Source organism: Paenibacillus pinihumi DSM 23905 = JCM 16419, from assembly GCF_000422505.1.
GTDB lineage: Bacteria > Bacillota > Bacilli > Paenibacillales > Paenibacillaceae > Paenibacillus_D > Paenibacillus_D pinihumi.
This window is the reverse complement of sequence record NZ_KE383865.1, coordinates 718661-739568: the sequence shown is the minus strand read 5'-3', so window position 1 is coordinate 739568 and position 20908 is coordinate 718661. Positions and strand designations below refer to the sequence as shown.

Sequence of the window (20908 nt, the reverse complement as noted above, 5' to 3'; positions counted from 1 at the left end):
CAGTCATGTTATTCAAATAGCTGATACCGGCTTCTAGCTCAACACAATACTTATCATTCCGGAAAAATACCAAACTTACAGTTTCATTTTGGATCCGGGAGTAGTTAATGTTTGCTCTGGTGCTAGGGCTCTATATACAAATACAATGCAAGTTCTCTGTCCAGCAAGACAATGGACTTGTTGAATACCATAATTGGTAAAAGAGGAGTCTAATTGGATTCCATTATTCCGCTGAGATTAGCTTCACTCTCTCCATGTCTAGCTAGAAATAACTTTGTCACTTTGGACGACTATGAATTTAATGGGTTGAGGCTTCATTTGTTTCAGAATTTGGAAAATGGATTAATTCATTTACAATATGCGTGTTGAGGAGCGGTCGATCCGTTGCTGTTGCATTGATCTCCCTCCAGACAAAACAATCGCGGATTGTTTGTTCATATTTCCCATTGCTTAGCTCTTGGTCAGCACGAATCATATTCTCCACAACATTCCAATAATAAAAATCATTTGGTTCAGTTTTTCTCCAAGCGCTTGCCATGAGTCGGCCAAAATAATCACGCGCATCAAGTAATGCATCTTTAAATTCTCTTTCTTTCCCTTGATAACATTGTTCAAATTCCTGCTGAATTTTATTTTTTTCTTCTTGTGTTACATGTTGGAAATGTGTCTCATATGCGCGTTCTCCAAGCTCCTTAGCAATCAGTCCTTTTTCGATCAAATTAAGCTGAAATAGATCAACTAACACATCAAAAGCCCCACCAGTAAATGGTTTCGACAGTTCATGCTCCTCTCTTACCCATCTTCCTGTTCTCTCATCGAATATAGGCTGAATTTCTGACATTTTTTTATCGTTAAAGGCCATACGAATTTCATGTGATTGATCTAATTCACCAACCCTTGAGAGTTCGTTTTTGGAAAAGAGATTTCCTTTGGTATGGCTAAGTAAATATTCAATCACCGTATCAAAATGCATAACAGAAACAATTGCAATTAAGTCACCGAACGCTTCATGATGTCCATGATACTCCTCAGTTTCTTCTTGATGCTGTGGCCAACCGATAATAGAATTTTTGATTGTATGTCCCATTTCATGCGCCAGAACGTCGAAATTCTCACAATAAGGATTGTTATAGTCTAATTCTACACACTTCCTTTCAACTACTTCTTTGCACGCAAAGCCGAATTCGAGGAACCCGTTGCCTGATTGAGCATTATTCCATTCTACTCGCGGAATAAGCTCTAATTTATTGAAGGCCTCATGAAAGAACCACTTAATATCTTCTCCAAAATAATCTTCCCAGATATCTAATACTCGTCTAACAGTAGCATACATAACTGTCGAAGAAAAAGCCCGATCGTCAGGATGAATATGATCAAAATGACCTTCTTCATTTGGCTGTACCGGGGGAAACCGAGGACCGCTATATCGAGGCCCTTCACCGACAATGCGATATTCATGCTTATCCTTAGCATCGACTACATACATTCTGTCATCTTCAGGGCCTACTTGAATTGAACCTGGAGGTAAATTAATGTAAACTACCTCAGGTTGTTCGAATCCCTTTAACTTTTTATTTTGCGGGTAAATCATGAACCTTGTACCATTTTCCCGTGCTTGTGCATCTAATAATTGAGACATGAGTTTTAAATCCTTTCTAATCGAGATTTTGAACATCAATCCAATCTAAATACTTACCGAATATTGAAGCGATTCGACCAAAACTATTATCCGCTGCGGGTTAATTTTCTATGCTTAAATGGAAAAAATCTGTCCACAAACTTAACTGATGGTCTCTCGGGCATTACTGATGTAGTTGAATCCCTAATACACCATCAAAATTGTTAAGTTGTGGTCTTATCTAATAACCGGTGGGGCGCCGAAGCAAAATGGAGCCACTCCAAACTAGGGAAGCAATTTTCGCCTAATTTAAAGCTTTTTCAACTGTCTACTTGACGGGGATATGACCGATCTTAGGTGTTATTTTTTTTTATTGGTACACTAATTTTGTGCAACATGACTTGGGTGGGAAAGTATCGCCTCAAGAAGCGGGGTGATACTATGCAGTTTTCGTTGACAGAAGTAATTATGCTGGGAATGTTTTTCCTCGCTTTTCTTACTTACCTGAATAAACGAAAATAACCCGCCCGAGTTTGCCACCGGGAGCAGGTTATTTTCTCTGGAACATCATCTGGAGGTTTCCCCAAAAAAATGTTGTGCAGGGGGCGACTGGCATCGCCCCTTATTTCTAATATAAGCATATCATAGCTATTTTAGACGTGCAATGTTAGGGTTGTAGATCAGTAAACGGCTGTCTGCGCTTTAATCAGCATCTTACCTCCTTCTTGAAATAAAAGACGCTCTTATGAGCGACTTCAATTATTATTTTAAGTTTCAATATCAGCGATTTTTTGCTAGTTTGAATATCTCATATGTACTTTTTTATCTCAGCTTATACCTTGTGTACTGAAGATCTGTCTGCATATTACAAAGCAATTTGGAACGGCTCGAAACATTGATTTGGATACTTATATGGATAACGAAAACCTTAAACAATATATGCAAAAAAAGATTACAACCCAATACGAGCTGTTCCTCAGAAACAAGCTTACTGTGCTCAGGTAACGCGTTAAAAAGGATGTCGGCAACTTTGCTGAACCTGCTGAATTTCTTGGAAAAAGCTTGAATGGAAGGTTGGTTATCGCTGATTGGTATACAAACACAAAAAATAGTTCTTATTCTACTGTACGTGGAGAAAATCAGACTATTGACGATCCTGTTTGTAGCCACAAATCGGGGCAGCAAAATGAACTGTGCAAACTTTAAAATCGAGTAAAGTGAGACATACTATGTTCCGATAAATAATCGGTTTCGGAAGGAATACGTATGAGTGAGAAATTTCGAAGCAAACAAGCGATTCGTGAGTTGGTGTAAGAGCAAAGATTCAATCCGCCGAACAAATTCAAGTCGCGATGAAAGACAGGTATTCCACCTATTCACCTGAGCTATTTCTAATCTTGTGAATCATTTCAACCCTTAGCTAATGTCAAAATACCTATCTTGACATTTAGCACTAAAGTTTATAAAAAGTAGCCATTACGTTTGGGAACCTGTACAGAATATAATAAACCACAAGGAATAGTCCCAGCAGATAATAAATCATTCTTCTTAGCAATTCGGGTAATAAAGCAGCAGTCCAGTATAAAGTCATATTATTTGTTTTTGCCGTATACCAGAAATAAAGTACAAACAAAAAATAAATGATAAATTCAGATATCAATTCAATTTTACTCATTAGTTCTCCTTTTTGAGAAAGTGAGATTGATTAATAATAATCTCACTTTCTCAAATTATTACTATCCTAAACCATAGTAAGTCTCCCAATTTTTAATGTAAAGCTGACTGGCAATATGAAAATTATTCGTTTCAAAACTTTTAGCAATTCTTTCAGCTTGTGTTCTAAGTATTGCTTCTGTAACAGTAAACCAAGCAGTAAGCGCAGGATCACCATCATGAAGTTTTGCTGTCTTTGAATATGTCAATTTATATATTCCTTGTGAGTCATAATAAACTGTAACATCACCACTTTGATAATTGCTAGGAGTACGCATAACAGCTAAAGCAAGGTGCTTAGCACCAATGGGACTACCCCCACTAACAAAGTACTTACTCCCTCTGTTTGTAGCAGCTTGTTGTGTCAGATAACCTGCAGAATTAACTAATTGATTATTCATATTGGAAAATTGATTCCCTGCATATGCAACCTTACTGATTTGCAATATTTTACCTAGTCCTGCACCAGCTGCTAAATACATCATATCTGTGGATGCAGCTTGAACTGCTGCTTTAATATCTTGATCCAAAACAAGCTCTAATACCGAAGTTGTACCCGGAATAGGTGAAAATGATGCCAGCCAAACAATATTGGACTCCGTAGCAGATCGGACTTCAACCGTAACAGAGGTTGAGTTTGAAGATGTTTTGAAAGGGCTAGTAATATCTCGGGTTGAGAAATCTGAATTTTCTTCCTCGGATAACGAAATCTCATAAGTACCATCTAGCATACTCAGAAGGTCCCTTTCCGGTAAAAATACACTATTCCCATTTTCGTCAATAGTATACTGATGATCTTCGCTAATAACGTTTGAATAGTTTGCTTTTAAGAAAGCTATCAATTTTTCATTTAATTCTACAGATCGATTTTGTTCAAGTATTTGTTCTTTTGTGAATCCTAGGTATTTTTTATTTTCTGAAGCGGCAAACACATTAGAAGAAAAGACAAGTACAATCGATAAAACTATCAGCATCGTCTTTTTGTACATACGTACCTCACCTTAATTTGTTATTTATGATAGCTGGCCAGCTTATCAACTAGTTTACATAAAGCATATGTAACCGTATTAAAAGAAAAAAGGGTATTAAGGATAATTTTACAATGTAAAAAATATATACAAATTCCATTATTTAAATAATTTTATATGGTTTATTTTATTGTGTCAACCATTTTGTGGATCATCTTCCGTAAGCAAAGACAGACAATTGGTTTTTGAAGCAACAACTAAATAACCAATCGCCGATTTCCGACGATTGGCCGTTTAAACTTAAAAGATGTTTTGAGCCCTGTCATGCAAAAAGGAGCTTGATCTTTATACACTGCGAGGGCATTTCTCTTATTAAAATACCATTATATTAGAAAAGTACCAACTTCGCAGGAAATATAGCGAAAATAAATAAGGGATAGTCAGCCGTGATTTGAGCTAACTATCCCATTTTTTTAAAAGTAACTAGTCTATTCTCTAATCTGACAGATCGTTTTGTTTTCTTATTCGTACTCGTGCCCTAATGATAAGCACGTTCCAGCAAGCTCTCAATATGCTGCTTGGATTCCGAAAGGGTATCGTATAACAGCTCAACCCTGGATTCCTTCACTCTGGCGTAGCCAGCAAGGATTACATTAAGATATTGTGTCAGCATCTCTTCACGCTTGTATTTGGACATATGCGCTTGATCCCCGCCAGTCAGGCAGATCCACAGCACTTTTTTCTCATCCACTTTCCCGAACAATCCAAGATTCCATACTTTGTCCAGGTACCCTTTAAGCATCGAAGGTACACTATACTGCCATAACGGGAATACAAAAACAAGTGTGTCTGCAGCAACAATCCGATCCATTTCCTTACGCACGACAGGAGCATAGATTTTATCCGGATTTTGCCAGTCTTTCTCATCTTCAGCCGTATACACTGGGTTAAAGCCATCGCGATATAAATCCAATAGATCTACTTCGTGATTGTTTTGCTTCAAGCCTTCTATAAAACGGTCCATGACATGATACGTAAGAGAATCTTTGCGAGGGTGAGTGACAGTGACAAGAGCTTTCATAGATAAACGACCTTCCTTTGTGTCTATTCCCGGCAGCTTCTTAACCAAAGCGTAGTCAATAACCGGTTACAGATGTTATTATGTATGAAATATATCGTAACGTGAAGTATGCACTTTAAAGTGCAATAGGTACTTAAAAGTGCATTAGTATAATTTTCATACTAGCTAAATAGGAGTGTTGTTAACTTGAAGAGATATCACAATGGTTTGGAGGTAGCGCTTGAGATCGTTGGCGGAAAATGGAAAAGTATTATTCTATTTCATTTGGATACTGGTAAAAAGCGCACGAATGAACTGAGAAGATTAATTCCCGGTATAACCCCTAAAATGCTGACACAGCAGCTACGCGAGCTCGAAAAGGATGGTATCATCCACCGGATCGTACACTATGAAATTCCTCCCAAAGTGGAGTATGAAATTAGTGACTACGGTCTGAGCCTGAAAACAGTGCTGGAAAGCTTCTGCTTGTGGGGAGAAAATCACCTGGAAAAAATTAATGGAGACAGTTCAGCCTTCTTAGAGCAGTGCTAAGAGAGCGGATATACAAGGCAGCGTTGTTTTCTTGCAAATCAAAGAGAAATGATTAATCAAAAAAATATAATAGCCCTCCAGATTTGTGTCGTTGTGCTGGAGAGACATGGGAAATATCTGCCGAGGTGATTCCGGATTTCATAGGCGACCGGTTATTTCTGGCTGTTAATGGCGCGCAGAGGAATATCTGAAGAAAGTGTAAAAGCTGATTGCAAATTCGCCAGCCGGGAAATCGAGAAAGATCTACAATATTGATTGCAATCCATTTCTTCTCAGTGATTCGATTTCTGTAGAACATCAGTTGGATGTCGTCTATAATTTGCTGGTTGAAAGCAAATATTAAATAAATTCAAGAAGCGCAGATTAAATGGGTTGGTTTTTGTGCAAATGCATTAACTTCGGGCCGAGGGAGATGTCACACTTAGCAGTGGACTCCCTGGCCTTTTTTTGTATGTACGGGTATATAGAGCGCGGCCCGAAAAAATGTCTCCATGAATTGCGCGGTTCGCCTTACCCTTTCCATGCTTCATGGCTTGGCTGTTAGCCTTGCATGGATTGATATTTCCAATCAAAGTATTTGGTCAAAAGTATTACCTTGACAGTAATAGTAGTATGCCTTATTATACAGATGTGGGGTGATTACATGAGCGAGAACAAAATTACATCCGACCTGCTGCGCGGACATACCGATACGATGATTTTGCGGCTCTTGTCCGAAGCTGACCGCTACGGGTACGAGATCGTCAAACTGATTGGAGAGCGCTCAGGCGGCGAGTATGAATTAAAGGAAGCCACAATGTACTCCAGTGTCCGGCGGCTTGAGTCGGACGGTGATATTGAGTGGTACTGGGGTGATGAGTCTCAGGGTGGCCGGCGTAAATATTTTCGGATTACTGAGAAGGGCAAGACGACTTACACCCGCAATATAACCAATTGGGAGTATGCGAAGCGTGTGCTTGAAAACTTACTATAAGGAGTGTTGAAGTTATGAATGAGAAATTGACCAACTATTTGAACGGCGTTTTTGCACCATACGACGGGGTAAAAAGCGCCACGGAATTAAAGGCCGACCTGCTCTCCGATTTGCAGGAACGGTTCCTCGAACTCAAAGCCGAGGGCAAGGACGACGAAACTGCTTTTGCGATAACCATTGACAGCATCGGCGACATTGAGCAAACGGTACAGGAGGTCGCCAACCTATCCCGCTCGCTGGAGCGGCAAGTGGTGACGAATTTTAGCGCGAGCAACCTGTCAGAGAGCGACTTTGCTGGCGTTGTCGCGCACAAAGCAAAATTCACATCGAGCACATTGCGGGGCTCTGACTTCACGGACGCAGACTTGACCGGCAGTTCTTTTGCTTCCAGCGATGTGCGCGGCGCCCTTTTTGACCGGGCGAACCTGACTGACTGCAATCTATCCTCCCTTGACCTTTCGGATGCGAGCTTTACTCAATCCGTCCTTGTGCGCACCAACTACAGCAAGGCGTGGCTGGTTGGAGCAAAATTCGTAGGAGCAAAGCTGACCGACGTCAAGCTGACCATGACCGACCTCAGAAAAACGAGCTTTGAAAACTGTATGTTTGACGGCGTTGACTTCAATTCTTCCGATCTGCGGGGCCTATTTTTTGACGGGCAAACCTTTAACGGTGTCAAATTTGAGAAGGCGGCACTGAACGACGTTTCGTTTAGAGGCGCATCGTTCAAAAATGTGTCCTTCCACTCCCCCTTCACCTTTTCCAAAAAATATTACCGTGCCATCAAAACGATCTGCTTCGACGGCGCAATCATGGATAAGCTGACTTATGCAGCACTTAAAGGCATGGAGGCCCATTTATCAAAGGTTACGGTCAGATAAGGAGGATAAAATATGCAAAACAAGTCCATTCAAGTGAAGGGGCTGCAAAAGTCCTACAAGCAGCATCAAGTCCTAAAGAGCGTTGATTTCGAGGTGGAAAAGGGTAATATTTTCGCCCTGCTTGGCTCCAATGGCGCGGGCAAGACAACGGTTGTCAAAATTCTAACCACGCTGCTCAAAGCGGACAGCGGAACCGTTACCTTAAATGGATTTGACGTTGCATCCAAGCCCGATAATGTGCGGCAAGTGATCAGTCTGACCGGGCAATTTGCCGCCGTAGATGAAATTTTGACCGGACGGGAAAATCTGATCATGATTGCAAAGCTCAGATACCTCGGCAATCCGCGTCAGGTTGCAGACGATTTGCTTACGCGCTTTGGTCTGACAGAGGCTGCCGACCGCAGGGTATCTACGTATTCAGGCGGTATGCGCCGCAGGCTCGACATCGCCTTGAGTCTCGTGGGGAAACCACAGATTATTTTCCTCGACGAGCCGACCACCGGGCTTGATCCCGAGGCACGAATCGAAGTTTGGAAGATTGTCAAGGAGCTTGCCGATGGCGGCACGACAGTGTTCCTGACCACACAGTATTTGGAGGAGGCCGAACAGCTCGCCGACCGGATTGCGATTCTGCACGAGGGCAGGATTATAGCTGATGGCACACTTTCGGAGCTAAAGAAACTTTTCCCTTCCGCAAAGGTGGAGTATGTTGAAAAACAGCCGACATTAGAGGAGATCTTCCTCGCAATCGTCGGCAAAAAGGAGGCCATATAATGGAGAAGGCAATTTTCAACGATATGTGCGTTATGCTTGGGCGATCCATGCGCCATATTACCCGCAGCATGGACACCATCATCTCGGTCACTATCATGCCGATCGCTTTAATGCTGCTATTCGTCTACGTATTCGGCGGCGCCATTCACACCGGAGACGGTCACTATGTAAATTACCTGTTGCCCGGCATTCTCCTTATTGCGATTGCCAGCGGGATATCCTACACGGCTTTTCGCCTGTTCACCGATGTGCAACGGGGCATATTCGAACGGTTTCACACTATGCCGATTTCACGTTCCACCTTGCTGTGGGGGCATGTGCTGACCTCATTGGTATCCAACGCCATATCGGTTGTCGTCATCATTCTCGTAGCGCTCCTTATGGGCTTTCGTTCATCGGCGGGTTTGCTGCCATGGCTTGGAGTAGCCGGCATTCTCCTGCTGTTTACACTGGCCTTAAGCTGGGTTGCTGCAATTGCCGGACTGTCCGCCAAAACGGTGGATGGCGCAAGCGCCTTTTCCTACCCCATTATCTTTCTGCCGTTTATCAGCTCAGCGTTCGTGCCGACCGATTCGATGCCTTTAGTCGTTCGCGCCTTTGCCGAAAACCAGCCTGTGACCGGGATCGTGGAAGCTATTCGAGCCCTCCTGTCAGGTCAGCCGGTAGGCAATGGGATTTGGATCGCTCTTGCGTGGTGCGTAGGGATTACACTCCTCGCCTACTTCTTCGCAATGAGGGTATATAAAAATCGGGTGTGAAATTATACTCTACAAACAAGAAAAATGATCCGATATGGCTCATGAAGCTGCGGCTTCGCGGGCTATTTTCTTTGTTTGTTCTACTTCAACTCTCCCTCCTCTTTTTTGCTTTTCAATAAATTCGTCTTTCGTTAAACCAAACAAAATAAAGTCCAAATACTGCCCATTTATATACACGGCTTGCCGACGTACACCTTCTTGAACACAGCCGAGTTTCTTCATCATCTTCGCAGAGCCTTCATTTCCTTCAAGAACAGAGTCATTGAATTTGTTAAGTCTTCGTTCAAAGAAAGCATACTTGAGGAGAATTTTCATAGCCTTGGTACCATAACCCTTGCCACGGTAAGGTTTCTCAATGACTATACCTATACTAAATGTACCGTTTCTCTCGTCGATGCTGTTTAAATTGATCCCGCCTATACTTTCACCGTTCAGATTTTCAATCGTAAACATGATTCGTCCATTTGTTGAAGAAAAATCTGCATTTTCCTCTGTGAATTTTTTTGCCCCTGAAACTGTAGGTGGTAATTCAATTGCACATTGTAAAAGACGGCGTGCAGGAGTATTGAGCATAAAAAAATACATCGCCAAGGCAACTAAGCCTAATATGCGATGTATTACGAGCCGGATCTAATCATTTTGATACACAACTTTACCTTCTTTATCATAGCCTGTTGCGTTTATTCCTGGTGTTGTTCCATAATAATCTGTTGAAATCGCATACCAGATTCTAAAACCTAAACCAGAGTCAAATAATATAGCATCTTCATTAAGATCCTGTCCATTATCGTCAGCGATGTGTAATTTTTTTATTTCATCGTTATTTACGCTTCCCCAAAATAGATGGTACCCCTGTCCTGATTCTTTCATTCGGTCAAGATTAGCCCAAGAAAACGAGACGGGTTCATTACTCGCATTAACCATCCCTGATCCCATAACCCATTTCCAATTGCCATCATATTTCCTCGCCAAGCCTACCCCTGCATCATTATTTGAACCTCTATAGAAAATAATTGCACCATCCGTTAGTTCCACTTTCTTGATTATACCCTTTGATCTCACATTTGCAGCTGCGAATGCCTGTTCAGGTGTTCTGTATGACTTTTCAGCAGGACTGCATCCAGCAAATATCGATAAGGGTAAAGTTAATAATAGCAAAACAATTAAGAACCTGAGCATAAGTGTCCTCCCTTAGCTTCCATGCATAAGCACATCTTGCTTAAGTAATATGTAGATCGCTTAGCCGCCTGGAATATCCATAATTTATAATTATTATAAAAGAATAGAATGAACTCCGCCATCCCTTCGTTGCTGCAACCATTTTGAGTAATTTAAATGATAGCGGCACAGCAACGCTAGAAACGGTTGACATCCGTCGCGAGTATCTTCCGTGGTATATAGTCGATGCCCTCCCTCGGTATGACTGGTGGGCTTTACTAATCCAATTTCATCGTAGTAACGGATCGTTCTAACTTTGGAGCCAATCATTTTGGCTACTTCACCAATCGGATAGGTACTCTCTTTAATCCCGGAATCAGCAGATATTTGCTTCAGCAGCTCCGTGTTGTCATTTGAATGCAATAAATCCGCCTCCAATTTCATAGATGAATATCTTCAGTTACTGAAGCTTTCATACAATTATACTGTGAAACTATGCCAATCCCCTAACCCAAGTATTCCCTTTTCAGGTACCGATAGATGCTTCCAAGCACAAAAAAACACATCCCCCAAGGCATATAGCCTTGGGGGATGTACTTAAATTTACTAACATGGATTTTCCCCCACGAGCCGCATGTTCAGGAGGATTACAACACAAAACTGATAAACGCAGCGGAAATGCCCCGGAGTTCAACGGTTTTTGTGTTCGATCATTTACCTGCCAACCAGCTCTTACAACTCACAGCCAATTCTTGGATCTCATTAAATAACACACCGGCATGGTAACCGTCGCAGACTGCATGATGAAGTTGTACCGATAAAGGCAGCAATACCTTTTGGTCCTGTGAGTGGTATTTTCCTATCGTAAATATGGGCAGCAAATAGGTTCCCCCAGTGTAGACATTCAGATTAAATCCAGTAAAGCTAACCCAAGGGATGCTGGAAATCGGGAACGTGTTCGGTGGTTCATTCGTGTCAGGAAATAACTGCTTCGCATTCTTGTGCGTTTCGATTTCTTGAAGGTAATGATCGTAAAACGTTTGAAACTGCTTGCTGAACGGAGTCCAAATACTTGAGAACGTCTTATTCTCCTCATGAAATATGGTAAAGCTGGGAGACATACAATCCCAAAAGCCCAACCGCCCCTCCGAATCAAAGCAAGTTCTGAATTCACAGTGACGATTGACCACCGTCGTAATCATATAGATTAAAGCCGGATATAACTTAATCCCCATATACTTCAGTTCTGCCCGCAACAAGGTGATGTCAATATCGGCGGTCATGCTGTACGTACATCTGACATGGTTTAAATAATGTTCAAAATAAGGTTTTCTGGTCCAACTATCACTATCAATCAGATTAAAAATCATTTTTTACCCTCCTAAAATTTATAATTTTAGGAGGGGTAATCGACTGCTTTAACCATATCCTCATTCACATTCCTCATATATTTTGTGTTAGCCGTTGATTTCTTCCGAAGTTTACCGCAAGGAGTAAGTTTCCTTTGTCTTTGCGCTCCAGTTCATACACATCCACAATATTACCCACATAGAGGATAAAAATGCTGCTGGTCCAGCGGGTTTCATGATCTTAATCGCAATACAGATAACATTGCACATTAAAACAGTCCCTATAATTCCAACTATTACTATACCATTTGGTATGACCCACTGTATAGGGTTAGCGTAGTTGGCTCATTGTTAATCGCTTCCATACTTGTTGATTTACTATTATTATTTCAAAAATTCTAGGCATGACCACCCGGCGGCACGACTTTGGGATTCGCAGAAAATGCTTTCATCCTTTATTCACTCACTCCGTGTTGACTTGAACGCACTTCAGTAAAACGCAAAGAAGTACATCACCAAATGGACGATGTACCCCTTATTACATACTGTATATCTGCTTAAGCCTGCTCTTCATCCCCAGTCGCAATCCGATTCTCACTATACGAAATTCAATCGCTCCAGCGGCTTTATTGGGCGAGCGTATTAGACTTATACTTACGTAAACGTTTGTGAAGCTTCGGCGTGTAGTACAGCACCCAAAGGAACGAAAGCTTCACAGAGCTGCAACTCGACGTAAAACAACCTTGCAGCAATATTTAGTTGACTCCAAGTCAGCGAGCCATTTATCACGGGATCATATTGAATTTCAACCGGGGCGAGATACATGAGTTCGTAATTGCCATGGTCTTTGGCCCCGAATACCAAGCCGATGAAACCTGCTTCACCAGGAATCGCCATTTCCGCTTGCAGCCGAAAATAATTGTACTTCACTTCGTTGCGTAGAAATACGGCCGAATTCATCTTCTCTAAATATAAAGCTTTTTTGCCCTTCCACTCTGACGGGATTGCCCCGGAGTCTCCCAAATCGAATCGTTCCAAATCATCCCATAACGAATAAATTTGCTTACCAGCCGTCATCTGGCTCACATCTCCCTTTTCATAAATTCCATTTTAAGTTAACATTTACATCAGGCACAAGTACATATTCAAAATAACGAATATAGCCGAAAATACTTGATTATTGAAAAAGATTCTGAAACATAATGAAAAACGAATTCTGGAGGAAATGGATAAGGACGGCCGGATTTCAATGAAGAAGCTGGGAGAGAAGGTTCATCTAACTGGCCAAGCGGCGGCTAACCGGTTAGCGAAACTCGAGGAAAACGAAGGAATAGAAGGCTATACGGTTCGCCTGAATTGTAAAAAGGCGGGCTACGCCGTACATTCGTTTATTTTAATGGGAAGCTTTGATTATCGGCCGTTATTCTCATTTCTGAATACGAAGCGCCATTTCATACTCTATCGATTTCCGCCGCCTGGCAATACCCAATTTCCGCAATCCGAGCGCTAATGGATGTTTGTAATCTCCACACCATTAGCTCATTCCCGTCCGGGTTTCCAAACACAAACAAACGTTCGCTTTAACTACCTGCGTACATTTTTTATATAATTAGGACTCGATAGGGCCGTAAACCTCTACGACAAGCCGTCCTTCCAAGCTCTCGTTTGCAAGGGCGTATTTCTCAATAACGATTGCTGATTTGTCGTGTCGCAAATTGTGTATCTCCCGGTACTTCTGCAATTCTGCATAAGGGTCTGGATTACACGGATATGCACCATCATACTGTGCCCGCAAATAAGTACGGGCAGGTACAGCAAACCCCGTCATCCCTTCTGGAATTTGCTCCAGACTACTGACCTGCATGCAATAGAAATAAGTAAACATGACCTCACAGTCATACCACGGCGCATAATAGTGATCCACATCCGCGATATTTGGAATTTCAGACCGCCTTTGCATAAATGTCTGCTTTAACTGTCCGATTTTACTGAAATCTCCATGCTTAAAAGATACGTTTACTGGTATACCTATAAACATAATTTCTGGAAGCTCTAAACGGTGAATCGAGATTTCTTTTGGTTTGTTTGACATCTGAATCATTCCTTCCTCAATTATTACGATTAAACTGCCAGTTCAAAAACCATCAATATGTAAATCGGGATAGTTTGCTACATTTATAATATTGCCTGAAGGGTCGGTAACATTGAATTCAGGAAAACGATCAATATTCCAAGTATGCGTTATTTCGGATACTGCTTCACCTGCGTCCACGAATCTTTGGTAGCATTCAAAAACACTAGATGTTTTCACACACATAACCGCATAGTATTTCCCACCTGATACAATTTGGACCGGTATAGGCTGCTCTACCCGTTTTAAAAACAAGTAGGGCCCTGGCTCAAGTTTCAAATCTGCCTCTTCTTCGGTTTTCCAGCAATGTTTAAAGCCGAAATATTTCTCATACCATGCTACAGCTTCATCGATGTCTCTGACGGGTAATCGTACCTGAACTACTGTATGAGCCAGCGTTTTTGACTCTGAATTATTACTCATTTGAACCCCCAAAAATATATTAATGTTTACTCTCGTTTTTCGCCGCGGGATGACACTGCGTAGATGTTCTTGCTGCGCCTATATAAGTTGAACGAATGAATGTCGTGTAGGGCCGCCGTATATGAAAGGTTCTTTCATACTCTGGTTATCCGACCTCCGTTTCTTTTGTTCAACTTATATAGTAGCTTTTGTTTTATTGAGCTGGCTGATGGACATCAAACATATTCCTGAATGGATCATAGAATGTAAAGAACCTCCCTATACTGCCTTCATCTATGATTTTTCCTACTTCTGCTCCTAGTTCTATTAAGTATTAATGGAACTCTTCTAAATCTCTTACTCTAAAACCGATTGTATAATGATCTTCTCCATTTACAAGGAATGTTGAAGAAGTGTTATCACTTGTCACTCTCTTTCCAGCCAACAGGCATTTGTATAAATGGATTTAAGATAACCGCTGCTGAATTGAACTTCCTTTTAAATGTTCAAGTATCGACGAACTATCATCGAGCCAGATATAGTTCATCATGTTTGTTGCTCCTTGATTAATAATTGGTTTATAGCACTTTCAAGTAATGTTGATTTCTTCGTTCCCAATTTACTTGTAAATTTCACATTTTCAATTGGATGATCTTCCAACTATTACTGTATTATTGTTACAACCTCTACATCTATTTAAGCCTGGTTTTTCCCCCGTATGTTGTTTTCCATCATAAAAATAATCATTATAACCCGCTAGTACTCCTAATGTAGAGATCAACTTCCTTCTGGAACCACTTTCCATATTCTTTGACTTTGAAGAGCTTCCATTCATCTAAGTTAAGCGGATTTTGTGCCCCGATTAGAAGATCGTCTGGTTCCCGTTCATCCACAAAGAATAAAATGTCCTTAACGGCAGGGGCGTTCTCTCCTGTTTGCGGTATATAGGAAGGCTGGATTAGCCTGATATGAACATGATGTTCTGAAAGCTCATCCTTCTTCCCTTTTGCGCCTGGACCAAGGAATTGAAGTTTATCCGAAGTCACGACTGAAGCTTCACGATCCAAATCGGTCAATAGCCCTCGGTAAGCTCCGTTATATAATGAAGTTAAATGATGTATTAAAGCCTTTTCTGCATTTTCAAATACTTTAGTATCGAATCTATCAAAACCTCGTTGCACCAACATTTCTGTTGGCCCCTTGGAAGGCTTCTCTTTCACCGTAACTGTTTTTGAAACGGGGTCCCAATGAACCTCTTGACCCAGATACTCAGCTATTATGCGCACTGGAACTAAGGCTTTGCCATCCACCAGTTTAACTGCCTCATTCGTACTTACCGTCTTCCCATGAATAATGATGGTTAACTGGTTAGCCGCATAAGCAACCGGCACTGCTCCAAATATAACGATTGCAATAACTAAACTAATCCATTTCTTTTCCATCAAATAACCCCCCTGTCTTATGTAGACATTTGCGTAATACACGTTTGAATCCTGTATAATCTGTGATTCAATCAATTAGTTACAACTAAGAACTTATCGAAAACAAGCTCATATGAGCCTATTTTTTGCTGGGTATCTGTTTCAACATCAAATTCGCCGTTTTGGTTCACATCACGATAAAAAGCAATTTGTCCAAATTCATTTGAAGGAGCTTTTATTGTTATGTTTGTTTTAAATTCCCCAGTCTTTTGAAGATAGATTTTGCCGTCAGACAAAAAACTGTGCCCGTCCTCAACCTGATAAAATATATAATCCTGCTTCAGACCGCTTATCTTGCCAGTTACTTCAAATTCTAACTTTGAAATAACTGCTGGTCGTACCTCAAGCACTATACTCGCCTCCTTATCCAGGCAACCGCCGAGAAAGAGTGCTAGAACCAAGGCTAATAATTGAATCTTATTCATGATGACCTCCAGTTCATATCGTATCCCTGCAACAAGGCATCAAACCACGAAGTTTCCCTTTATAAGAGAAGAATCGTCTTTTAATCACCCCCCCTCCTTTATTTGGCATTGCTAAACTTCTATGAATATTAACAAAGCATACTGGCAATAGGTTGCATTTATTTCAAAAAATATATTTTTATGGATCTATTCCCATTGCGTGCAGAAGTGCCAAAAAGCGCAACGATTAATATCCTCTGAATTGCTCAAGAAGCAGATCAGGGTAAGAGCTAACCTCAATCAAATTTCCGTCAGGGTCTGTAATATAGAAATCCTTATAGGCTCCGTTTACGCCTTCTCCATGCTGATTGATGTCACTGACTTCATATTCTGATTTTAATTTGTCGTAAAGAAGCTCTAAATCTGAGGTCTTGAAACTTATTAATGGCGATACTTCCTCTTCGGTTATAAATTGGACAGGTTGTTTAAATGAGGTCTTCTTAATGAACAGAAGTGGACCGTGTTTTAATTTTAGGTTGGCCGAGTGTTCCTCTTCCCAAATAACCTGAAAGCCCAATGCATTCTTGTACCACTCAACCGATCTTCTAATGTCGGTTGACGGCAAATAGAGTTGTACAATTTCATTGACAATAGATGCTGTCAAATGCTCCTTCATGCGATCGTCTCCTATTCGGATTTTAGTGTTGTTGATTTTCTTAATGTAAGCTGTATGACTTGACCCTATAGGCTCTTATGAATTTCTTTAATACTCTGAAATGCTTTGTCCTCAAATATTGAAATCTCTTGGAGAATCGCTTTGCATTGTTCAGGATTTTTAAGCTTTTGTCCGGGTGGCTCCGTATAAGAATAACTGTCCCTTAGCACTTAATATCTAGATGAAACTTCCCTGTATGTATCCAGGAGTTCATCGATGAGCTTAAGATTTAGTCCTTGAATTCTTTCCTTTATCTCAGCCAGAAAAATAATGACATGCTGCCTTGCCTCTCTCAAAATCTCAATAAATAGAAAGCAATCCCCGTCATGCCATAAATCCATGAAGTACTTAAAAGAATTTGATAATAGTCAGCAACCGACTTGATCGCACCGACATGCGTAGAATCGATACCGGTAAATCTTTAATTTTCTAATTTCCCAAGATAGTTAGGTTGAGCGAGCATATCCTCTTGCATAAGTACACCCCTCTCAAATTATTCAATGAATCTTCAAACCTATATTGCATCTCCGGCGACTTCCAGGAGCCTCCAGTATAAAGCTCTCCTTCCAGAAGCAGTTCGCCGCACTCTAGGGAGCGATCCGAGAACAAGAAGCCGTTTCAAACATAGGTGCAACATAATCAACCATCACCCGGTTGCCTGCGGGGTCATTCATTTGGAGACTTTTCCCGCATTCGTCAAAATCAATTTATCCACCCTGACCCTTTTGTATTGCATTGCAGGCACTCAATATATTTCCATCCGGATCTTTAATACCAAATCCGCCAAAACCTGAATGCAAATTCAGCTGCCCGACCTCAACCCCTTGTTCAAGCAAAAAATGATGATAGCCCTCCAAATCTGATGCATAAAAATCTACCACACTATGATTTGTATCCGTATTCGTATTCAAAAATTGTAATCGTTCATTGCTTTCGGTCTTACACAAAAACACCCCCGGAACGCCTATTGCATTAAATGTTAACATGGCACTTTTAGCATCTTTGTGCTGGACTTCTAACCCAAGCATTGTAATATACCAATCAATCGATGCTTCCAAATTAGATACCGGCACTTCGACTGCCGAAATTCTTGTCACATATTTCTTCATCGTCTATCCTCCAAAAATGGTTTGATTATTTGCGCCGCGGCAGACTGAGGGCCGAGTAATTCAACGCGTGAACAGGCATTATAGAAAGCTCATACCTGCATTAAATTACTTTCAAAATGTTTATTTGCTTTCATTCATCTTTGATTGCTATCGCGTCAATCTGCACATTAAATCCAATACCACTTTCGAATACTGTTCTTGCCGGATAGGGCTCTTCGAAAAACTCTTTGTAAACGTCTTCAAACAATTGCGGACTTATCTTTTCGTAATTTAATATCACTGTTATTTTGATAATATTTCTGAGACTAGCGTTAGCTTTAGCAAGTACTTTTTCAATATTCTCTATGGTTTGTCTGATCTGTTCCCTTACTGGAATATCTAAACGATCTGGGCCTTGACCTGCAACAAATATAAGTTTGTCCACAATTACTGCATCAGAATAAGCTAACGGAAGATCAGACTTTATGAAATTCTTCATCGTTTCACTTCTTTTCTTATGGATTATGAAACACTCAAAAATTAATCTCACAATCATGATTCTCCCAGATATCAAACATGTTCCCATCCGGATCATACAAGGTAAAAAACTTCCCCCAATGCCCTTCGTCACTAATACCTCCGATCTGTACGCCCTCTTCTTTAAGCTGGTTATGCAACGTCTTTATATCTCTTGTATACAAAGTGATAATCCAATGCGGTTCTCCATTGACATTAAATGTTGCTCTCGATTCGTCATCCGTTTTCTTTAGATTTAGTACCGGTCTATTATTAAAAAATAAGCCTGCATAATCATCCCTTTGGTGTTGAACTTCAAAATGAAGATGTTTTTTATACCATTCAACAGATTGATCTACATTTGTTACCGGAATTACATTGTAAGCTATTCCTTCTACACGATTTGTCACATCCATCATCCTTTCACCCAAACCCGCGTCCGACGCGGTATCTCGATTCTTACTCTTGCCCTGTCGAGATCGGGTTATCGCTGCACGAAATCCAATCGCTCCAGTTGCCCGCGCTTCAACGAGACGTTTAGCACCGCAGTAATGTCTTGCAAATATGGGGGCGGATCTCGTTCGGATACACCGCATTTATAATTGTAGCTGTGTGCTGGATGTATCGTCGTTCTCTGCTCGCCTCCGCGCCCCAAATAAAGCGAAAGGGCTGCCGTCGGCAACCCTATTTCTGCTGTATAGCAATCTATTTTCGAAGCTTGTAATTATTGAATCTAAAATTATTGATGTGAAGCTCGTCTTACCTTCCAAATATATCCTATTAATAGTAACAAAACTCGATAGTAAATTCAATGATATTCAAATAGATATATAAGAAAATTCAAAAGTAAAGTCGTATAAAAGATTGATAAGAGCGGGGGTGACGCTATGCAATTTTCGTTGACAGAAGTAATTATGCTGGGAATGTTCTTCCTCGCTTTTCTTACTTTCCTAAATAAACGAAAATAACCTGCCCGAGTTTGCCAACGGGAGCAGGTTATTTTCTTCTGAGTTATGCTCGGAGGTTTCCCACCAATAATTGTTGTGCAGGGGGCGACTGGCATCACCCCTTATTTCTATTGTAAGCATATCATAGCTGTTTTAGACGTGCAATGGTCATGTACTGGACCTCTTTATATACCCATATCAAGATTATAAAAGTTCTACTCCAAGCATTAACAAACCTCCAATAACGGCAGACCATGCGGCAATAGAAATTGTAATCCACAAACTTACATAACTCTTCTTCGCACCTGCTGCCAATGCAATACCTGCTGATATATGAAACGCTAATAATATACCTGCTAATGAGACGCCTGGAACACCGTACTTTTCGAAATATTGTCTTGCTTTTATGGCACGTTTACTTGGTTCTTTAGTTTCCTTATTTTTCACTACTTTGGAACGAAGTTTGCTAATAATCCATATGAATGCCATTACAGATACCCAGTTCCCCACTGCTGCTGTTAAAATTACCGGGATAGCGGGAAACCCTAAAATAACGATTCCGAGTGGTATTGCACCGTAGGATTCAAAAAATGGGATCAAAGAAAGAACAAAGATGCTTAGTAATTGTAAAAATAAATTTCCCTCCAGACCCGGCATTAAACTTAAATAAAACTCTTGAAATTCTTGTATCATATGCGAACTCCTCTCTATCAGGTTTACACTTTTTATCACCTGAATTGGTTGTAGATGCTTTCAGATTCAATTAAAAATAAAATAGCTCTTCAAACTTCTTATCCAAAGCAATGCAAAGAATAAGGGCTAGTTTTGCTGTCGGGTTAAATTGCCCTGTTTCAATGGAACTAATGGTATTCCGGGAAACGCCGACTAATTTTGCGAGCTGTGCCTGTGATAATTTTTTCTCAGTCCTTGCTTCTTTCAAATAATTCTTCAGAATCAATTCATCTTCCATCAGCTCACCCTATATGATTCGCATAGTTTGTTATCAAATTAAAAATATGAGCAACTGATAAAATCAGCGTCGCAAGTGTATAGATAATGGAAAGCACAATATCGCGTTTGCGTTTCATACGGATTGCTTTGACGATAAATCCGGCTGCGGGAATAGAAAAAATAATGGCATATAAGCCAAAATCCAAACCATCACCAAGCAGACTTTGCGTCACAAAAAAGACGGTAGCCAATATTACCCCTGCAATCGCACCAACATTACCCGCATTTACCTGAACTTCTATTTTAAATAAGTCCTTATCCTTGTTCTCTTTTCTGCTTTTCGCGAGTATTTCTTCTTTGTTAATGAGAATCCCTCCCAAAATATTTGCCAAGTTTTCTTGGCATAAAACAAATATACACTTGCCAAGTTTTCTTGTCAAACAAAATACATCGCCAAGGCACTAAGCCT

25 protein-coding genes and 1 pseudogene are annotated in these 20908 nt (G+C 40.7%); 6 read left to right on the top strand and 20 right to left on the bottom strand.

Annotated elements, in window-relative coordinates:
• Nucleotides 1-298 precede the first annotated feature (298 nt).
• The 3 genes from H583_RS34060 to H583_RS0123710 form a co-directional block, all read right to left on the bottom strand.
• Nucleotides 299-1639: a gluzincin family metallopeptidase gene (locus H583_RS34060; protein WP_051236891.1), complete on the bottom strand. Its 1341-nt coding sequence runs from the start codon at nucleotides 1637-1639 to the stop codon at nucleotides 299-301.
• A gap of 1715 nt (nucleotides 1640-3354) precedes the next feature.
• Entirely contained in the window at nucleotides 3355-4320 is a 966-nt protein-coding gene (locus tag H583_RS0123715) for a hypothetical protein (protein WP_028562652.1), read from the bottom strand.
• A gap of 517 nt (nucleotides 4321-4837) precedes the next feature.
• Nucleotides 4838-5380: an NAD(P)H oxidoreductase gene (locus tag H583_RS0123710; RefSeq protein ID WP_028562651.1), complete on the bottom strand. Its 543-nt coding sequence runs from the start codon at nucleotides 5378-5380 to the stop codon at nucleotides 4838-4840.
• 186 nt (nucleotides 5381-5566) lie between these two features.
• On the opposite strand from H583_RS0123710, the gene H583_RS0123705 reads away from it, so the two are divergent.
• The 5 genes from H583_RS0123705 (at nucleotide 5567) to H583_RS0123685 (ending at nucleotide 9297) form a co-directional block, all read left to right on the top strand.
• On the top strand, nucleotides 5567-5911 hold the full coding sequence (locus H583_RS0123705; RefSeq protein WP_028562650.1) for a winged helix-turn-helix transcriptional regulator: 345 nt from the start codon (nucleotides 5567-5569) through the stop codon (nucleotides 5909-5911).
• A gap of 643 nt (nucleotides 5912-6554) precedes the next feature.
• The gene (locus H583_RS0123700; protein ID WP_028562649.1) at nucleotides 6555-6884 is read left to right on the top strand and encodes a PadR family transcriptional regulator; all 330 of its coding nucleotides are present in this window, start codon (nucleotides 6555-6557) and stop codon (nucleotides 6882-6884) included.
• Nucleotides 6885-6898: 14 nt separating this feature from the next.
• Nucleotides 6899-7765 (top strand): pentapeptide repeat-containing protein, encoded by an 867-nt coding sequence (locus H583_RS0123695; RefSeq protein WP_028562648.1) that lies wholly within the window; start codon nucleotides 6899-6901, stop codon nucleotides 7763-7765.
• Nucleotides 7766-7777: 12 nt separating this feature from the next.
• The gene (locus tag H583_RS0123690) at nucleotides 7778-8539 is read left to right on the top strand and encodes an ABC transporter ATP-binding protein (RefSeq protein WP_028562647.1); all 762 of its coding nucleotides are present in this window, start codon (nucleotides 7778-7780) and stop codon (nucleotides 8537-8539) included.
• Nucleotides 8539-9297 (top strand): ABC transporter permease, encoded by a 759-nt coding sequence (locus H583_RS0123685; protein WP_028562646.1) that lies wholly within the window; start codon nucleotides 8539-8541, stop codon nucleotides 9295-9297. The genes H583_RS0123690 and H583_RS0123685 overlap by 1 nt, the downstream gene beginning before the upstream one ends.
• A 39-nt stretch (nucleotides 9298-9336) precedes the next feature.
• Here H583_RS0123685 and H583_RS34055 read toward each other — a convergent pair whose 3' ends face one another.
• From H583_RS34055 to H583_RS0123660, 5 genes and pseudogenes are all read right to left on the bottom strand, one after another.
• Nucleotides 9337-9882 carry a GNAT family N-acetyltransferase gene (locus tag H583_RS34055; protein WP_081667468.1) on the bottom strand — a complete coding sequence of 182 codons (546 nt, stop codon included), beginning with the start codon at nucleotides 9880-9882 and terminating at the stop codon, nucleotides 9337-9339.
• A 45-nt stretch (nucleotides 9883-9927) separates the two neighbouring features.
• Nucleotides 9928-10476: a hypothetical protein gene (locus tag H583_RS0123675; RefSeq protein WP_028562645.1), complete on the bottom strand. Its 549-nt coding sequence runs from the start codon at nucleotides 10474-10476 to the stop codon at nucleotides 9928-9930.
• 204 nt (nucleotides 10477-10680) lie between these two features.
• Nucleotides 10681-10878, bottom strand: a pseudogene (locus H583_RS37685) (MerR family DNA-binding transcriptional regulator); the annotation flags it as partial.
• A 287-nt stretch (nucleotides 10879-11165) separates the two neighbouring features.
• The gene (gene catA / locus H583_RS0123665; RefSeq protein WP_028562643.1) at nucleotides 11166-11825 is read right to left on the bottom strand and encodes a type A chloramphenicol O-acetyltransferase; all 660 of its coding nucleotides are present in this window, start codon (nucleotides 11823-11825) and stop codon (nucleotides 11166-11168) included.
• A gap of 633 nt (nucleotides 11826-12458) precedes the next feature.
• Nucleotides 12459-12881: a hypothetical protein gene (locus H583_RS0123660; RefSeq protein ID WP_028562642.1), complete on the bottom strand. Its 423-nt coding sequence runs from the start codon at nucleotides 12879-12881 to the stop codon at nucleotides 12459-12461.
• Between the two features lie 148 nt (nucleotides 12882-13029).
• Here H583_RS0123660 and H583_RS34050 point away from each other — a divergent pair, with 148 nt between their 5' ends.
• The gene (locus H583_RS34050; protein WP_051236887.1) at nucleotides 13030-13314 is read left to right on the top strand and encodes an AsnC family transcriptional regulator; all 285 of its coding nucleotides are present in this window, start codon (nucleotides 13030-13032) and stop codon (nucleotides 13312-13314) included.
• Between the two features lie 99 nt (nucleotides 13315-13413).
• On the opposite strand, the gene H583_RS35605 is transcribed toward H583_RS34050, so the two are convergent.
• The 12 genes from H583_RS35605 to H583_RS0123600 all read right to left on the bottom strand — a co-directional run bounded on the left by H583_RS35605 (nucleotide 13414) and on the right by H583_RS0123600 (nucleotide 20879).
• Nucleotides 13414-13896, bottom strand: coding sequence for a GyrI-like domain-containing protein (locus H583_RS35605; protein ID WP_051236885.1), 483 nt, complete (start codon nucleotides 13894-13896; stop codon nucleotides 13414-13416).
• A 42-nt stretch (nucleotides 13897-13938) separates the two neighbouring features.
• Entirely contained in the window at nucleotides 13939-14358 is a 420-nt protein-coding gene (locus tag H583_RS0123645; RefSeq protein ID WP_028562641.1) for a VOC family protein, read from the bottom strand.
• Between the two features lie 398 nt (nucleotides 14359-14756).
• The gene (locus H583_RS37680; protein ID WP_081667504.1) at nucleotides 14757-14810 is read right to left on the bottom strand and encodes a hypothetical protein; all 54 of its coding nucleotides are present in this window, start codon (nucleotides 14808-14810) and stop codon (nucleotides 14757-14759) included.
• 273 nt (nucleotides 14811-15083) lie between these two features.
• Nucleotides 15084-15779 (bottom strand): stalk domain-containing protein, encoded by a 696-nt coding sequence (locus H583_RS0123640; RefSeq protein WP_028562640.1) that lies wholly within the window; start codon nucleotides 15777-15779, stop codon nucleotides 15084-15086.
• Nucleotides 15780-15850: 71 nt separating this feature from the next.
• Nucleotides 15851-16243, bottom strand: a complete 393-nt coding sequence (locus H583_RS0123635) for a hypothetical protein (RefSeq protein WP_028562639.1) — start codon at nucleotides 16241-16243, stop codon at nucleotides 15851-15853.
• A gap of 226 nt (nucleotides 16244-16469) precedes the next feature.
• Nucleotides 16470-16898 carry a VOC family protein gene (locus tag H583_RS34040; RefSeq protein ID WP_036710565.1) on the bottom strand — a complete coding sequence of 143 codons (429 nt, stop codon included), beginning with the start codon at nucleotides 16896-16898 and terminating at the stop codon, nucleotides 16470-16472.
• 746 nt (nucleotides 16899-17644) lie between these two features.
• On the bottom strand, nucleotides 17645-18046 hold the full coding sequence (locus H583_RS0123625; protein WP_028562638.1) for a VOC family protein: 402 nt from the start codon (nucleotides 18044-18046) through the stop codon (nucleotides 17645-17647).
• Nucleotides 18047-18176: 130 nt separating this feature from the next.
• On the bottom strand, nucleotides 18177-18575 hold the full coding sequence (locus H583_RS0123620; protein ID WP_051236884.1) for a RidA family protein: 399 nt from the start codon (nucleotides 18573-18575) through the stop codon (nucleotides 18177-18179).
• Nucleotides 18559-18951, bottom strand: a complete 393-nt coding sequence (locus H583_RS0123615; protein WP_245585978.1) for a VOC family protein — start codon at nucleotides 18949-18951, stop codon at nucleotides 18559-18561. Before H583_RS0123615 ends, H583_RS0123620 begins: the two co-directional genes overlap by 17 nt.
• A 741-nt stretch (nucleotides 18952-19692) precedes the next feature.
• A complete protein-coding gene (locus H583_RS0123610; protein WP_028562635.1) occupies nucleotides 19693-20181 on the bottom strand; it encodes a small multi-drug export protein in 489 nt (162 codons plus the stop codon).
• A 70-nt stretch (nucleotides 20182-20251) separates the two neighbouring features.
• The gene (locus H583_RS0123605; protein ID WP_028562634.1) at nucleotides 20252-20458 is read right to left on the bottom strand and encodes a helix-turn-helix transcriptional regulator; all 207 of its coding nucleotides are present in this window, start codon (nucleotides 20456-20458) and stop codon (nucleotides 20252-20254) included.
• A gap of 4 nt (nucleotides 20459-20462) precedes the next feature.
• Entirely contained in the window at nucleotides 20463-20879 is a 417-nt protein-coding gene (locus tag H583_RS0123600; protein WP_051236882.1) for a DUF6442 family protein, read from the bottom strand.
• Between the last annotated feature and the right edge of the window lie 29 nt (nucleotides 20880-20908).

Excerpts from the sequence above, each read along its gene's own strand:
- H583_RS0123685 (WP_028562646.1), top strand. The coding sequence starts at position 8,539 with ATGGAGAAGGCAATTTTCAACGATATGTGCGTTATGCTTGGGCGATCC.
- H583_RS0123715 (WP_028562652.1), bottom strand. The coding sequence starts at position 4,320 with ATGTACAAAAAGACGATGCTGATAGTTTTATCGATTGTACTTGTCTTT.
- H583_RS0123660 (WP_028562642.1), bottom strand. The coding sequence starts at position 12,881 with ATGACGGCTGGTAAGCAAATTTATTCGTTATGGGATGATTTGGAACGA.
- catA (WP_028562643.1), bottom strand. The coding sequence starts at position 11,825 with ATGATTTTTAATCTGATTGATAGTGATAGTTGGACCAGAAAACCTTAT.
- H583_RS0123645 (WP_028562641.1), bottom strand. The coding sequence starts at position 14,358 with ATGAGTAATAATTCAGAGTCAAAAACGCTGGCTCATACAGTAGTTCAG.
- H583_RS0123695 (WP_028562648.1), top strand. The coding sequence starts at position 6,899 with ATGAATGAGAAATTGACCAACTATTTGAACGGCGTTTTTGCACCATAC.
- H583_RS0123635 (WP_028562639.1), bottom strand. The coding sequence starts at position 16,243 with ATGAATAAGATTCAATTATTAGCCTTGGTTCTAGCACTCTTTCTCGGC.
- H583_RS34055 (WP_081667468.1), bottom strand. The coding sequence starts at position 9,882 with ATGTATTTTTTTATGCTCAATACTCCTGCACGCCGTCTTTTACAATGT.
- H583_RS35605 (WP_051236885.1), bottom strand. The coding sequence starts at position 13,896 with ATGTCAAACAAACCAAAAGAAATCTCGATTCACCGTTTAGAGCTTCCA.
- H583_RS0123625 (WP_028562638.1), bottom strand. The coding sequence starts at position 18,046 with ATGAAGAAATATGTGACAAGAATTTCGGCAGTCGAAGTGCCGGTATCT.
- H583_RS0123605 (WP_028562634.1), bottom strand. The coding sequence starts at position 20,458 with ATGGAAGATGAATTGATTCTGAAGAATTATTTGAAAGAAGCAAGGACT.
- H583_RS0123690 (WP_028562647.1), top strand. The coding sequence starts at position 7,778 with ATGCAAAACAAGTCCATTCAAGTGAAGGGGCTGCAAAAGTCCTACAAG.
- H583_RS34050 (WP_051236887.1), top strand. The coding sequence starts at position 13,030 with ATGGATAAGGACGGCCGGATTTCAATGAAGAAGCTGGGAGAGAAGGTT.
- H583_RS0123675 (WP_028562645.1), bottom strand. The coding sequence starts at position 10,476 with ATGCTCAGGTTCTTAATTGTTTTGCTATTATTAACTTTACCCTTATCG.
- H583_RS34040 (WP_036710565.1), bottom strand. The coding sequence starts at position 16,898 with ATGAAGGAGCATTTGACAGCATCTATTGTCAATGAAATTGTACAACTC.
- H583_RS0123700 (WP_028562649.1), top strand. The coding sequence starts at position 6,555 with ATGAGCGAGAACAAAATTACATCCGACCTGCTGCGCGGACATACCGAT.
- H583_RS0123640 (WP_028562640.1), bottom strand. The coding sequence starts at position 15,779 with ATGGAAAAGAAATGGATTAGTTTAGTTATTGCAATCGTTATATTTGGA.
- H583_RS34060 (WP_051236891.1), bottom strand. The coding sequence starts at position 1,639 with ATGTCTCAATTATTAGATGCACAAGCACGGGAAAATGGTACAAGGTTC.
- H583_RS0123610 (WP_028562635.1), bottom strand. The coding sequence starts at position 20,181 with ATGATACAAGAATTTCAAGAGTTTTATTTAAGTTTAATGCCGGGTCTG.
- H583_RS0123710 (WP_028562651.1), bottom strand. The coding sequence starts at position 5,380 with ATGAAAGCTCTTGTCACTGTCACTCACCCTCGCAAAGATTCTCTTACG.